The sequence below is a fragment of the Bradyrhizobium lupini genome (assembly GCF_040939785.1).
In the GTDB taxonomy this organism is placed as follows: domain Bacteria; phylum Pseudomonadota; class Alphaproteobacteria; order Rhizobiales; family Xanthobacteraceae; genus Bradyrhizobium; species Bradyrhizobium canariense_D.
In genome coordinates this window covers 4,936,086-4,949,896 of the sequence record NZ_CP162553.1, presented here as the reverse complement: position 1 = coordinate 4,949,896, position 13,811 = coordinate 4,936,086, and the positions used below count along the sequence as shown (strand labels likewise).

9 protein-coding genes and 3 pseudogenes are annotated in these 13,811 nt (G+C 65.9%); 5 read left to right on the top strand and 7 right to left on the bottom strand.

The annotated features are described in order from the left end of the window. Window positions 1–62: 62 nt before the first annotated feature. Entirely contained in the window at window positions 63–695 is a 633-nt protein-coding gene (locus AB3L03_RS23495) for a 2-dehydro-3-deoxy-6-phosphogalactonate aldolase (protein WP_085360497.1), read from the bottom strand. A gap of 13 nt (window positions 696–708) precedes the next feature. Beyond that, window positions 709–1,623, bottom strand: coding sequence for a 2-dehydro-3-deoxygalactonokinase (locus AB3L03_RS23490; protein WP_368507102.1), 915 nt, complete (start codon window positions 1,621–1,623; stop codon window positions 709–711). Window positions 1,624–1,862: 239 nt separating this feature from the next. On the opposite strand from AB3L03_RS23490, the pseudogene AB3L03_RS23485 reads away from it, so the two are divergent. Together AB3L03_RS23485 and AB3L03_RS23480 are read left to right on the top strand one after the other, a co-directional pair. Beyond that, a pseudogene (locus tag AB3L03_RS23485) lies at window positions 1,863–2,961 on the top strand (LLM class flavin-dependent oxidoreductase). Window positions 2,962–3,018: 57 nt separating this feature from the next. Next, on the top strand, window positions 3,019–3,588 hold the full coding sequence (locus tag AB3L03_RS23480; RefSeq protein WP_204512308.1) for a flavin reductase family protein: 570 nt from the start codon (window positions 3,019–3,021) through the stop codon (window positions 3,586–3,588). 64 nt (window positions 3,589–3,652) lie between these two features. Here AB3L03_RS23480 and AB3L03_RS23475 read toward each other — a convergent pair. From AB3L03_RS23475 to AB3L03_RS23460, 4 genes and pseudogenes are all read right to left on the bottom strand, one after another. After that, window positions 3,653–5,531 (bottom strand): annotated as a pseudogene (locus AB3L03_RS23475) (sigma-54-dependent Fis family transcriptional regulator). A gap of 109 nt (window positions 5,532–5,640) precedes the next feature. Further along, window positions 5,641–8,945 (bottom strand): annotated as a pseudogene (locus AB3L03_RS23470) (carboxyl transferase domain-containing protein). 126 nt (window positions 8,946–9,071) lie between these two features. Next, window positions 9,072–9,737 carry an aspartate/glutamate racemase family protein gene (locus tag AB3L03_RS23465; protein ID WP_247296136.1) on the bottom strand — a complete coding sequence of 222 codons (666 nt, stop codon included), beginning with the start codon at window positions 9,735–9,737 and terminating at the stop codon, window positions 9,072–9,074. A 12-nt stretch (window positions 9,738–9,749) separates the two neighbouring features. Continuing rightward, on the bottom strand, window positions 9,750–11,432 hold the full coding sequence (locus tag AB3L03_RS23460; protein WP_368507101.1) for a methyl-accepting chemotaxis protein: 1,683 nt from the start codon (window positions 11,430–11,432) through the stop codon (window positions 9,750–9,752). 441 nt (window positions 11,433–11,873) lie between these two features. Between AB3L03_RS23460 and AB3L03_RS23455 the strand changes: the two genes are divergently transcribed. Both AB3L03_RS23455 and AB3L03_RS23450 read left to right on the top strand, forming a co-directional pair. Further along, on the top strand, window positions 11,874–12,224 hold the full coding sequence (locus AB3L03_RS23455) for a hypothetical protein (protein ID WP_231190281.1): 351 nt from the start codon (window positions 11,874–11,876) through the stop codon (window positions 12,222–12,224). Window positions 12,225–12,236: 12 nt separating this feature from the next. Further along, entirely contained in the window at window positions 12,237–12,710 is a 474-nt protein-coding gene (locus AB3L03_RS23450) for a hypothetical protein (RefSeq protein ID WP_368507100.1), read from the top strand. Between the two features lie 3 nt (window positions 12,711–12,713). Here the strand turns inward: AB3L03_RS23450 and AB3L03_RS23445 are convergent, their stop codons facing one another. Further along, window positions 12,714–13,313 (bottom strand): TetR/AcrR family transcriptional regulator, encoded by a 600-nt coding sequence (locus AB3L03_RS23445; RefSeq protein ID WP_368507099.1) that lies wholly within the window; start codon window positions 13,311–13,313, stop codon window positions 12,714–12,716. A 110-nt stretch (window positions 13,314–13,423) separates the two neighbouring features. On the opposite strand from AB3L03_RS23445, the gene AB3L03_RS23440 reads away from it, so the two are divergent. Then, window positions 13,424–13,801, top strand: coding sequence for a tautomerase family protein (locus tag AB3L03_RS23440; RefSeq protein ID WP_026232569.1), 378 nt, complete (start codon window positions 13,424–13,426; stop codon window positions 13,799–13,801). The last annotated feature ends 10 nt before the right edge of the window (window positions 13,802–13,811 follow it).

The window sequence follows — 13,811 nt, the reverse complement described above, 5'->3', positions numbered from 1 at the left end:
CCTCTGCGGCAAGATAGGATAACGCGCAACCGTGACGGCATCACGGCTTGTTTATTGCTGCTTCAGTCTTTCGCAATCGCCCGATCGTAGGCCGCGATCGTCAATTTTGCGCGAGCGGCAACGTCCGTTACCGTCATGCCGGGCTTGTAGAGGTTGGAGCCCAGCCCGAACGCCGTCGCGCCACCCTCGATGTACTCCGCGAAATTCTGGTCGGAGACGCCGCCGACGGCGGCGATCATCACGCCGGCCGGCAGCACGGCGCGGATCGCGGCGATGCCGGACGCGCCGAGCACGCTTGCCGGAAAGAACTTCAGGCCAGAGGCGCCGGAGCGCGCGGCCAGCAGCGCCTCGGTCGGCGAAAACACGCCCGGCAACGTGACCATGGCGTATTGGTGCGCACGTGTGAGCACCTGCGTATCGACATTCGGCGAGACCATCAGCTTGCCGCCGACATCGTTGAGCCGATCGACATCCGCTGTGGTCAGCACCGTGCCGGCGCCGATCAGCACGCCGGCCGGCGCGAGCTTGACGGCGGTGGCGATGGAGCGGAACGGATCGGGCGAGTTTAGCGGGATCTCGATCGCGGTCATGCCGGCCTCGATCAGCACGCCGACGATGGCCTGCGTTTCCTCGGGCTTCACGCCGCGCAGGATCGCGAGCAGTGGCCGCTTCATCGCCGGAAAGGGAACGCTCATTTCAACAGTCCTCTCATTTCGTCCAGATCGCGGCAGCCGCCATCGACAGACCGCGGCGGACCGCTTCATCGGCATCGACGGGGTTCACGGTGACCGACAACGCATCGAAAGCCAACTTGTACAGCATCGCGAGCCGCCCCGAGGCAATCAACGTAATGCCTGCTTTCGGCACGGCGCCGGAGAGCCCGGCGGCCAGCTCGATGCCGATCAAAGTGCCCGACAACGTTTCGCGCGCCGCGGCCGGTGTGCTCCCGAACAGAAGCTGACGCGAGCGCGCGCTGAACAGAAAATTGGCCGCGAACGACGGCGCCTCATACGCAGCTCTCACCGCCGCCTTGAAGCTCGCGACGTCCTCGGCGTCTTCGGCGCCTGCGACCGCAAGCGACAAGATCGTCTCGCGCGACACAACCCTGAAGAGCTCGCCGGTCATGAAGGTGGAGAAATGCGCGATCGTATCGTCCTTCAGGCGTACCCATTTCGAATGCGTGCCGGGCATGCAGACCAGCGCCTCACCTGCGGCATCGAGACCAAGCGCGCCGAGCAGCTGCGTCTCCTCGCCGCGCATCACGTCCGGCGCTCTTGTATCGCGCTGCGCGATACCCGGCAGGATGCGGATATCGCGTGCTTCGCCCGGCACGTGCGCGGCCTGCTCCAGGACGGCCGCGAGCGGCGCGGGTGTATCGACATATCCGGCTTCGACCCAGCCCGTCTTGGCGCCGGCCATGCCGCAGACCAGAACCGGCAGATGAGCTGGTGCTTCGACGGCGGCAAGATGGGATTGCAGCACGGCCGCGAAGCCGGTCTTTGCCGCCGCCAGCATGCCCTCGCCGCTGCGGCGTTCGGCCAGCACTACGCCGGTACGATCGATCAACCAGAGCCGGAAGCTGCTGGTGCCCCAGTCCACCGCGACGTAAGCGGGTTCGGTCATCTCGGTTCTCGTCCTCGTCTCACCGGCAAGACGCCGTCTCGCGACAATGAGACGACGGCCCGCAAATTCGCCACGGGATATCGGCTATTGCCGCCGCAAACCAGCGTTTTCTCGCGGGACTGAGCCGCTGTAGCGCTGGCACACCGCTTGCGGAGCGGTGGCACACCGCTTGCTCAAGCAACCCTGCTCACGTCCGTGAACCGCGCAATAAGACGCGTCAACATCAGATGAGGAAACCCATGGAGATCGGCTATTTCACGATGCCTTCGCACCCGCCGGAGTGCGGCCTGAAGGAAGGGAACGACTGGGACCTGCAGGTCATGCGCTGGCTCGACGAGCTCGGCTATCAGGAGGCCTGGGTCGGCGAGCACCATACCGCGCCCTGGGAACCCAATCCCACGCCCGATCTGCTGATCGCGCAGGCGCTGATGCAGACCAAGAATATCCGTATCGGGCCGGGCGGCTTCCTGCTGCCCTATCACCACCCGGCCGAGCTCGCCAACCGCGTCGCCATGCTCGATCACCTCTCGGGAGGTCGGCTCAATTTCGGCGTCGCGGCGAGCGGCCTGCCGAGCGACTGGGCCATGTTCAATGTCGACGGCATGAGCGGACAGAACCGCGACATGACGCGCGAGGCGCTGGAGATCATTCTGAAGATGTGGAGCGATCCCGCGCCCTGGACCTACAAGGGCAAATTCTGGACGGTGACCAAGCCGGACACGATGTTCGACTTCTTGAAACCCCACATCAAGCCGTTGCAGACGCCGCACCCGCCGATCGGCGTCGCTGGGCTCTCGAAGAACTCGGACACGCTGAAGCTCGCCGGCGAGCGCGGCTTCATTCCAATGAGCCTCAACCTGAACCCGGCCTATGTCGGCAGTCATTGGGATCTCGGTTGTAGCCGGTGCCGCCAAGACCGGGCGCAAGCCGGACCGGGCCGATTGGCGGCTGGTGCGCGAGGTGTTCGTCGCCGATACCGACGAGGAAGCGTGGCGGCTCTCGACCGGCGACATGATGGGCCGGATGATGGGCGAGTACTTCCTGCCGCTGCTCGGCCATTTCGGCTTCAAGGACTATCTGAAGCACGCGCCCGACGTGCCCGATAGCGACGTCACCGTCGAATATTGCGCCAAGCGGAACTGGATCGTCGGCTCGCCAGCGACCGTCGCCGAGAAAATCGAGAAAATCTACGAGGAGGTCGGCGGCTTCGGCGTGCTGCTGGTGTTCGGCTTCGACTACAAGCACAAGGCTGAAGCCTGGCATCACTCGCTGTCGATGCTGAAGAACGAGGTGATGCCGCGCCTGAAGCATCTCGGCTCCGCGAAGAAGGCGGCTTGACCCGGCGCGGGTGCGGCGCGATCGTGCCGCACCCACATCCATTTCGGAGATTTCCGCGTGACGGTGGACGCCAGTGCTTTCGACGCTAAGAATTTCAAGCAGGCGATGCGCCAGTGCGCCGGCGCGGTCGCGCTGGTGACGGTCGGCGCCGAGCACGGCAAGCGCACGGGGCTGACGGTGACCTCGGCCTGCTCACTGTCGGACTCGCCACCATCCCTGATCGTGTGCGTCAACCGCAACGCCAGTGCGCACGCGCGCATCCGCGAGGAAGGCGCGTTCGCGATCAACTTCCTGCACGAGGACCACGCCCTCCTGGCGCTTACCTTCAGTGGCCAGAAGGGCGTCAATGGCGACGACCGTTTTGCGTTCGGGGAGTGGACGCGCGGGGTGACCGGCGCGCCGGTGCTGAGCGATGCGGTCGCCGCATTCGACTGCGTGCTGGCGCAGGAATTCGAGACCAAGACGCATTCGATCTTCGTCGGCGAGGTGCGCGGCGCATCGCATTCCGACGGGGCGGCGCCGCTCGTGTATCTGCGCAGCAGCTTCCACGCCCCGCGCGAAATCCGCGGCACCGTCACAGTCGGAGATCTCGATTCCCGGCATCTGAGCTGGAGCGATTTTTCCTAAGGCAGCGGCGCCAAGCGCACCGCCGTTCCCTTCTCCCCTTGCGGGAGAGGGCAGAAAGAAAGCGCTACTGCGCCGTCTCGATCTTCATCGCTTTGATCTTGCGATACAGCGTGGCGCGGCTCAGCCTCAGCGCGCGCTGTTTCCGTCACGCGGCCGCCATGCTTGCGCAGCGCCTCCACGATCGTAGCGCGCTCCGCCGCTGCCAAATCCGGCTCCGCCGCCCTTCCACCAAACGGCGGCAGATCGAGGTCGGCATCGGTGATGACGCCGTCCTCCGCCGTGCAGCCGGCGAGCCGCAGCACATGCCGGAGCTGGCGCATGTTGCCGGGATAGGGATAGGCCGCCAGTTGCCCCCAAGCCTCGTCCGAGAGCGAGCAGTTCGGCGCTTCCTCGCGCGCGATCTGGCGGATGACGTCGTCGCGGTCGGAGCGCTCGCGCAAGGCCGGCAGCCGCACCTCCATGCCGCGCAGACGGAAATAGAGGTCGGTGCGGAAGGCGCCCTCCTCGGCCATGCGACCGAGATCGCGATGGGTGGCGCTGATCAGGCGAATGTCGACCGGCACGGGCTTCAGCGCGCCGAGCGGCCAGACTTCGCGGTTCTCCAGCACCCGTAGCAGCCGCGTCTGCAGCGCGATCGGCATGTCGCCGATCTCGTCGAGGAACAGCGTGCCGCCGTCGGCCTGCACGATCAGGCCCTTCGAGCCGTCGCGGCGCGCGCCGGTGAAGGCGCCGGCCTCGTAACCGAACAGCTCGGCATCGATCAGGCTTTCCGGCATCGCCGCGCAGTTAAGCGCGACATAGTTGTGGCGTGCGCGATTGCCGGCTGCGTGAATGGCACGGGCGAACACATCCTTGCCGACGCCGGTCTCGCCATGCAGCAGCACCGGCAGATTGCGATCGCCGATGCTTCTAAGTCGCTTCACGCTCCTGATCAGGCTGGGATCGCGTCCGGCGAGCCGCTGCAGCGCATCGAAGCGATCGACCGGTGCATCGCGGCGCGGCGCGAGCGGACGGGTCGAGGCCCTCGCCCGCAGCGGCGGCGCGACATGGCCGTGCCCTAGTGAACTGCCATCGGCCCGGCGCAGCTCGACGAGATCGTCTGCGTCGCGCGCGGCGGGATGGTCGAATTTGACATAGCGCGACAGATCGATGCCGGCTGCGATCAAGCCGTCGGTGAGACCCAGCAGTGCGCGCGCCGAACGGCAGGCGCCGACGATGCGGCGATCGTCGTCATAGGCGAGCAGGCCGCTGCCGCCGTCGCCCGGCACGGTCGCGATCCAGGCGTTGCGGAAATGACTGCGGAAGATCGCGCCCTCCATGCGCCGCGTTGCCTCCATCGTCACCGCGAGCGCAAGCTGATGCACGGTGCGTTCGAGGTCCTCGCGGCAGGAGGTGATGTTCACGGCGCCTGCGAGCCGTCCCGCCTGGTCAAACAGCGGCGTCACGGCGCAGGAAAACATGTGCCACTGCGCGCGAAAATGCTCGTCGCGATGCACCAGGATCGGCTTCTGCTCGGCGAGCGCGGTGCCGAGCCCATTGGTGCCTTCGGAGGCCTCGGAAAAATTCGAGCCTGTGTAGATCTTCCAGTCCATGAATAGTCGTGCGTCGGCCTCGCCGGGCAGGCGGCTGAACAGCATGGTTGCGTTCACGTCTGCCAGGTTGACGCAATAGCCGGCACCGCGCAGTACCCGGGCGAGGTCGTCGAGCTCCGGCGTTGCAAGCCGGATCGTCTCCTCCATGGGTTCGGCGACGTGACGGATCTCGGCTTCGGTGAGCGTCTGCGGCGGCCCCTGACGGCCGGGATCGAGCTTGTGGCTGACCAGGCAGCGCCGCCAGGAATTGGCAATGCGCGAAGAGGCATCGACGTCGGCCAAGCGGTCTGTAACCTGATTGGCGACGGACAAGACACGGGCGACATGGTTCGAGGCCGAAAGGCTGGCCATCGCGGACGTCTCCACCCTGCATTATTGTGCAAAGTCTGGCACCGCAGGCGGGGATGTCAATCGGGAACCGGGAACGCGGCGAAGCGCAATCAGAATTGCTGCACCGCCCTCACCACGTATCAATACAGGGCCGCTTCTTCCCAGTCCGCGCCGGCGGCTTCGGCACCGAGCGCAGGCCCGCCATGATCCAGCGCCTGGTCTCGGCGGGGTCGATGACGTTGTCGATCTCGAACACGGAGGCGATCGAGACCGCCTTGCCGTTGGCATAGAGCTCGGCGACCTTGTTGCGATAGTAAGTCTCGCGCTCGACGGGGTCGGCGATCGCCTCCATCTCCTTGCGGAAGCCGAGGCGGACGTAACCCTCCAGGCCCATGCCGCCGAACTCGCCGGTCGGCCACGCCGCGGTGAAGAATGAGGCGTGGAAGCCGCCGCCGATCATCGACTGTGCACCCAGCCCATAGCCCTTGCGCAGCACGATGCCGAACAACGGCACAGTCAGGCTCGCGCCTGTCACGAACATGCGCGAGACGTGACGCACGATCGCCGTCTTCTCGGCTTCCGGGCCGACCATGAAGCCGGGCGTGTCGCACAGCGAGACGATCGGCAGATCGAAGGCGTCGCAGAGCTGGAGGAAGCGCGCGGCCTTGTCGCCGGCATCGGCGTCGATCGCACCGCCGAGATGCCGCGGATTGTTGGCGATCAGGCCGAACGGCTTGCCCTCGACACGGATCAACGCCGTGATCATGCCGACACCGTAGTCGCGGCGCAGCTCCAGCACGGACTCCTTATCCGCGACGAGGTCGATCACGCTGCGGATGTCGTAGACGCGCAGGCGGTTCTCGGGGATCGCGCGGCGCAGCAGGCGCTGGTCGGCGGCCTGCCAGTCCGTCACCGCACCCTGGAAATAGGACAGATATTTTTGCGCAACGGATGTTGCCTCTTCTTCGTCCTCGACGAGGATGTCGATCACGCCGTTCGGCGACTGGAACGTAACAGGACCGACCTCGGCCGGGTGATAGACACCGAGCCCGCCGCCTTCGATCATCGCGGGGCCCCCATGCCGATCGAGGCGTTTTTGGTTGCGATGATGACATCGCAGCAGCCGAGCATCGCGGCGTTGCCGGCGAAGCAATAGCCGGAGACGATGCCGATAACCGGCACCAGACCCGAGAGCCTTGCGAACTGCACGAAGGACGGACCATCAAGCCCGGTCATGCCGAGCCGGTCGGTATCGCCGGGCCGGCCGCCGCCGCCTTCGGCATAGAACACCAGCGGCACACGCCAGTCTTCCGCGAGCGTCAGCATGCGGTCGATCTTCTTGTGGTTCATGTGGCCTTGCGTGCCCGCGAGCACGGTGTAGTCGTAGGCCACGACGATGCAGCGCCCGCCTTCGGGACCGAATTTCCCGGCGTTGACGGTCGCGACGCCCATGACGAGGCCGTCGGCCGGCGTGTTCTTGATGAGATCGTCGAGCTTGCGCCGGCGCCGCTGCGCCGCGATCGCAAGGCTGCCGTACTCCATGAACGAGCCGTCGTCGACGAGCTGCGCGACATTCTCGCGCGCGGTGCGCTGATTGGTGTTGCGGCGGCGCTCGACCGAGGCTGGGCGATTTTCGTCGAACGTGTTGGCCTGGCGCGCGATCAGTTCGGCGAGATCGGGTCGGATGTGGTCGAGATCGACATCGGTTTCCGTTGCCGACGCGTCCGCCGCAACGTCGAGCGGCTCCAGATACATGATCGGCTCGCCATGCATCAGCGTGATACCGTCGCCGGCGAGTAGCTTCGTGACGCGGCCGCCCTGCTCGGCCATGACCAGATGTTCCATTTTCATGGATTCGATCACGGCGAGCTGCTGGCCCGGGCGCACGACCTCGCCTTCCTTCACCTGAATAGTGACAATGGTCCCCTGCAAGGGTGCCGCGACCATCACTGTGCCTTCGGGCACGGTCTGTGCCGTATGCGCCTCGGTGCCGGGACCGCCGTTTCGCTCCGTCGCTGCAAAATAAAGTGGTTTGGCCGCGCCATCCGCGGCTTCGACGAGCTTGCCCATGTTGCAATCGATGAAGTCGGTCGCGATGCGGTTGGACCTGAAGTCGGGATGCGCCAGCACCGCCTGGAGGAAGGCGATGTTGGTGATGACGCCGTCGATCCGAAACTCGCGCAAGGCGCGCGAAGCCTTGGCGACCACGTCGTGCCAGGCTTCACCGGGCGTATGCACGATGACCTTTGCCAGGAGCGAGTCGAAGGCGGCGCTGGTCTTGTAGCCGGCATACCCGAAACTATCGACGCGGACGCCGGGACCCGACGGCGGTTCGAACACGGCGAGCACGCCGCCGGTCGGGTGCGTCGCCCCCAGCTCGTCCAGCGTCTCCATGTTGACGCGCAACTGCATGGCATAGCCGCGCGGTTTCGGGATCGAGCCTTGCGCCAGGCCGATCGAGGCAAGCGAGGCGCCGGCAGCAACCGCGAGCTGGGCGCGGACGAGGTCGAGGCCGAGCACCTCTTCCGTCACGGTGTGCTCGACCTGAAGCCGCGGGTTGGCCTCGATGAAGGCAAAACTGTCTTCGGCGGCACCGTCGACCAGGAACTCGAACGTGCCGAGATTGTCGAACGACGCGGCCACGGCGAGTTGCTTCGCCGCCGCGATGATACGGCCACGCAAGCCGTCGCTGAGCGACGGGCTCGGCGCCACCTCGATCAGCTTCTGGTGTCGGCGCTGAATGGTGCATTCGCGCTCCCAGAGGTGGGAGATCGCGCCGTCGCGATCGCCGATGATCTGCACCTCGATATGGCGCGCCTGCCGGATCAACCGCTCGGCATAGACGCCGTCGAAGCCGAACGCGGCCTTGGCCTCGGACTGGCAGCGCGCATAGGCCTCCGCGAGATCGGCAGCGCGCTCGACCACGCGCATGCCGCGCCCGCCGCCGCCGGCCATTGCCTTGATCACGATCGCCGCGTTGCTGCCGAGCGAGGTGAAGAACGCCGCGATGTCCTCCAGCGAGGACGGCCCGCTGGTGCCGGCGATGATCGGGACGCCGCAGCGCTTTGCCAGTTGCCGTGCCGCCACCTTGTCGCCGAACAACTCGAGCGCCGCGGCTTGGGGCCCGACGAAGGCGATGCCTGCATCGGCGCAGGCCTTCGCGAACGCAGCGTTCTCGCTGAGGAAGCCGTAGCCGGGATGCACGGCGTCGCAGCCTGCGCTCTTCGCCGCCTTGACCACGGCCTCGATGTCGAGATAGGCCCGCGCGCCGCGACCGGGGATTTCGACGGCCTCGTCGGCAACCCGCACATGCAGCGACATCGCATCGTCCGCGGGATGGATCGCGACCGTCGCGATGCCGGAATCGGCGGCGGCGCGCGCGATACGGATGGCGATCTCGCCGCGATTGGCGATCAGGAGCTTCTTGAACGACATGCAGCGTCTCCATGCCCGCGTGCCCAAGCGCGGGTCGGCAGGTCCCATGGTTCTGCTTCGTCACTTTAACCGAGGCCGTCAAGGGCAAGAACGCGGTCCCGACGACCGTTCCCGCGGGCCGGAATTTCAGTCGGTCGCGCGCGCCGTGATGAGGCGAATAATCCGCGCCACGGCAGACGGGATCGGCGCGATGATCGGCACGGTGAACATCGGCTGAAGCTCGCACGCAGCTTCGCCCAGCGGGCCGCCACCGATGATGACCGCCTCCGCGCCATCCTGTGCGATGCAGGCCTCGACCGCGCCGGCAAGCGCCGCACGCAATCGCGCCGGATCGCCCATCAGGTCTTGCGGATCGCCTTTGGCGAAGCGGGCGCCGGTATAACGCGATCGCAATCCCAGCGCGTCCGGCACGGCGTCGATCTTCGATTCCAGCAGCGGCGTCGTGGTCGCCACGCCGAAGCGACGGCCGTTCTCGGCGGCTGCCAGCATGGAGGACTGACCGATACCGACCGCGGGCCGTTTAACCGCGGCTTTGATCCCGGCCAACCCAGGATCGCCGAACGCCGCGACGATGATGCCGTCGCATGCATGCCGGTTCGACTGCGCGATCTCCAGAACTTCGATGGAAGCTGCATCCAGCGCATCCGGCGTCACGATCATTTGCGGCGCGCGCGTTGCGGTCGCGCCGTCGATGTCGAAGCCGTCCACGGCGGCCGACCTCGCGATGGCGACCATCATCTCAGTGGTCGCCACAGAACTGTTCGGATTGATCAGGAGAATGCGCGCGCTCATTCTCCTGCTATACTAGGCCGCCCGTACCCCCGCAACGAAAGCACTGACCTCGTCTTCCAGCGATTGCAGCTTCTGCGACAGCCGGCCGCTCGATTGCAGCACGAGGCCGGCGGCCTGGCCGGTCTCCGCCGTCGCGTCGGTCACACCCGAGATGTTCTGCGAAACCTGGTCGGTGCCGGAGGCGGCCTCCCGTACGCTGTGCGCGATCGCCGCCGTCGCGGCGCCCTGCTCCTCGACGGCTGCGGCGATCGACGAGGAAATTTCGTTGACCTCCATGATGGTCTTGCGAATGCTGTCGATGTTGCCGACCACCTGGTTGGTCTCGGCCTGGATCGCCGATATCTGCGCGCCGATCTCGTCGGTCGCCTTCGCGGTCTGGCTCGCCAGCGACTTCACTTCGCTTGCCACCACCGCAAAACCCTTGCCGGCCTCGCCGGCGCGCGCCGCCTCGATGGTGGCGTTGAGCGCGAGCAGATTGGTCTGCGAGGCGATCTGGTTGATGAGGTCGATGACCTCGCCGATCTTGTGCGCGGCTGCAGCAAGTCCCTGCACGGTGTCGTTGGTGCGTTGACCGTCGGCGGCGGCCTTGTCGGCCACGCTTGCAGCCTGCGCGACGCGCTGGCTGATCTCGGCGATCGAGGACGACAGCTGCCCGGCGGCGGAGGCCACCGTCTGCACGTTGCTCGATGCCTGCTGGCAGGCGGTGGCGACGAGGCTCGCACGGTCGGTCGCCTTGTCGGCGGTCTCGGACATGCCCTGCGCGGCCTGCTGCATCGCGCGCGCCTCCTTGAACACGTCGCGGACGACGGCTTGAACGTTGGCCTCGAACTTGCCGGCGAGGTCGGTCATCGTCTTGCGCTTCTCCTCGTCGGCCTTCTGCTTCGTCTCCTGCTGTTCGGCGTGCATCCGGCCGACCGCCGACGCATTGTCCTTGAACACGGCGAGCGCCTTGGCGAGCCCGCCGATCTCGTCGCGACGGTCGGTATGGGGCACGTCGAACGCGCTGTCGCCGGAGGCGAGGCGCTCGGTGAGCGCGGTGATCTTCGCCAGCGGCCGGGTCACGCTGCGGCCGATCACGAAGGAGGCGCCGAGCACGAGCACGAACACGACCAGGCACACCAGGGCGAAGGTCATCGCATTCTGGCGGAATACGGCGTCGACGTCGTCGAGATAGATACCGGTGCCGATGATCCAGCCCCAGGGCGCAAAGCCCTTCACATAGGAGATTTTCCCGACCGGCTGGTCGAAGCCGGGCTTCGGCCAGAGGTAGCTGTAGAAGCCTGCGCCCTGCTTTTTGACGACGTCGACGAAGCCGACGAACAGCGCGTTGCCGGATGGATCCTTCATCCCGGAGAGATCCTTGCCGTCGAGTTCGGGCTTGATCGGATGCATGACCATCTTGGGGGTCATGTCGTTCAGCCAGAAATACTCGACCTTGTCGTAGCGCAGGCTCTTGATCTCCGCGATCGCGCCGGCCTGGGCCTGCTCGCGCGGGAGTTTTCCTTCGCTCTCGAGCTTCTGGTAGTGCGCCAGGATGCCGTAGCCGACGTCGACCAAGTGCTGCGTCTTGGCCTGACGATCGGCGATCATCTGCGCGCGCAAGGTCGAAAGCGCGATCGGCGCCAGCGCGATCATGCCAAGGAGGCTGATGCCGACAATCAGGACCAGCTTGAAACTGATGCGGGAGAAAAACATCGGTGCTCGCAAGATTTGGAAGGCTGATATGCCAGTTTATCCCGCGCCCCTTAGCAAAGCTTTAAGCATTCGGGTTCCCCCACCCCGCAAAACTCCATGCATCCTACCGGCATGCCGCAGACGGCTCGCAGGCTCGCGAGGCTGGCTGCATCCGAGATGCGAACTCTTCAAAACTAGAAGACCTCGACATCGCCCCTCCGAGCGTTGACTTGCAGCGGGCTCTGACGGAACGATCGGCGCAGATCATCGGCGCCTGCCGGGACGTGGGCGCAGCCAGAGACCAGAGGCTCAATGCATCGATCGACAGCCACAGTCTCTCTCGACCTTCCGGCGCTAAGCGCAGCGGAACGGCTCTTCATTTGGGGATTTCGGGCCAAGGCACGCAGCGGAAGCGCCGTTCCGACCGCGGCCGACATCCAGCAAGTGTACGACCATTTTGGCGTGGGCGACGCCGTGCCTTCGCTGGAATCCATCATCGAGATCTTTGCCTGCACGGCGCATACGGCGATCGCGGTGCACTGCCCGACCTGCCCGCGCATGTCCGACAGCGAGCACGGCATGTTGCGGGCGATCGCCGCCGCGCAGAAAGAGCGTGACGATATCGCGCGCGAGCAATTCGAATGCTGGTTGCCGCCGGTCGGCGCCGATTGGGCTCTCGCGCCCGTGCGGGGGCTTGCAACGGTCTTCCGCATGGCGGGCCTCATCCTGCCCGACCGGCACGTTCCATCTTTGGACCATGACCAGACGATGGCGATGAAGAGCTGGCTGGTCGGAAGCCCCACGTTGCACTGACCGGGATCGCGCATGATGCAGGATAGTTGCGGCTCTGTGCCTGTCACGGAAGCCGGCCAGGCGCGGCTCTGTCCGCGTCAGGCCGCGCTTGCGACGCGGCCTGACGTCGAGAGTTACGATGATTTTGGCCGCGTCACGCTCTCGCTGTTCCGGTTCATCACTGCCGCCTATGAGACCGGCGCGTCCGATTGCTGGGAGGCGGCCTATCGCTTTGCCGACGAGGCGCCTGGCATCACCGACAGTCCGCTGCTGGTCGCACGCGTTGCCGCGCTGGTCAGAATCCTGCGCAGCGGCCGGCCTTGCCAATTGTGCTTCATGCCGCCATCGTGCCGGCGCCTGTCGAAGGACGAGGCGGAATTGATGCGGCTGCTGGCGGTCGCACGCGGCAAGCAGCCGGGCGAGCTCCAAACTGTCGTCTGCCAGTTCGTCGGCAACGAGAACGAGACCGTGACGACGCGGGCGGTCAACGCGCTCGCGGTCTGCTGACCCCTAGCCGCCCTTCCTGCCGAGCACGAGATCGATGGTGTGGGACGCGATCTTGCGCAGCTGGGGCTCGTCGCCGAAGGCACGTTCGAGCACGGCGAGGCCGCGCGTCACCGTGATGATGTGCAGCGCTGCGGACGCGGAATTGCCGTTGAATTCACCGCGCGCCGCACCCGCCGACAACGTCTCCTGAACCAGAACGGTGATGCGCGAGATGAGGTTCGCGAAGGCCTGCCGAGCCTCCTCGTCGAGCCCCTCGCCTTCGGCCGCGCCGAGCTCCATCAGCCCGCGCGTCGTCGGACATCCGCGCGGGGGCGTGCCGGCGCGGAAGTTGCTGATGGTCAGGTCGAAGAACGCGGTGAGGCGTTTTCGCAATGAGCCCGCACCCAGCGCCTTTTGCAGGGCGACGAGATAATCGCCCGCGTAGCGCTCGTAGGCCTGGAGGAACAGCGCCTCCTTGCTGCCGAAGGCGCTGTAGAGGCTACCGCGCTGGACACCGGCGTCGCGCGCGATATCCGACAGCGAGGTGCCGCGGACGCCCTTGCGCCAGAACTGGTCGAAGGCGATACGCAGGACATCGTCGTGGTCGAACTCGCGCGGCCTCAAGCTTTGCTCCTAGCAAGCATATTTGACACGATGTCAAAAACATGATTTCTTGACGCCGCGTCAAAAACAAACTGGGGCCGATGCGCCCTTTCGTCAATGAGGATTTCGCGATGCCTCTCCTCCACATTTCGATGCGCGCCGGAAAGCCGGAAGTCTACCGGCAGGCGATCCTCGACGGCCTCTACCGCGCCATGCGCGAAGCGCTGAACGTCCCTGAAGGCGACGAGTTCATGACCATCAGCGAGCTTTCGCCCGCGAACTTCCGCTGCGGCAATGCCTACGGCGTCACGCGCAGCGACGATGCCGTGCTGATCCAGATCACCGTGTTCGCCTCGCGCACCCCCGAGCAGAAGAAGGCCCTGTACCGGCGGATCGCGGACCTGCTCGGCGAAAAACCGGGCCTCCGCCCCGAGGACGTGTTCGTCAACGTCCTCGATGCGCCCGCGGAGAATTGGTCCGTTGGAAACGGCATCGCACAATTCGCCTGAAGCGGCAGCT

Coding starts and splice junctions, on each gene's coding strand:
- AB3L03_RS23465 (WP_247296136.1), bottom strand. CDS start 9,737: ATGAGCGCGCGCATTCTCCTGATCAATCCGAACAGTTCTGTGGCGACC.
- AB3L03_RS23450 (WP_368507100.1), top strand. CDS start 12,237: ATGATGCAGGATAGTTGCGGCTCTGTGCCTGTCACGGAAGCCGGCCAG.
- AB3L03_RS23495 (WP_085360497.1), bottom strand. CDS start 695: ATGAGCGTTCCCTTTCCGGCGATGAAGCGGCCACTGCTCGCGATCCTG.
- AB3L03_RS23460 (WP_368507101.1), bottom strand. CDS start 11,432: ATGTTTTTCTCCCGCATCAGTTTCAAGCTGGTCCTGATTGTCGGCATC.
- AB3L03_RS23490 (WP_368507102.1), bottom strand. CDS start 1,623: ATGACCGAACCCGCTTACGTCGCGGTGGACTGGGGCACCAGCAGCTTC.
- AB3L03_RS23440 (WP_026232569.1), top strand. CDS start 13,424: ATGCCTCTCCTCCACATTTCGATGCGCGCCGGAAAGCCGGAAGTCTAC.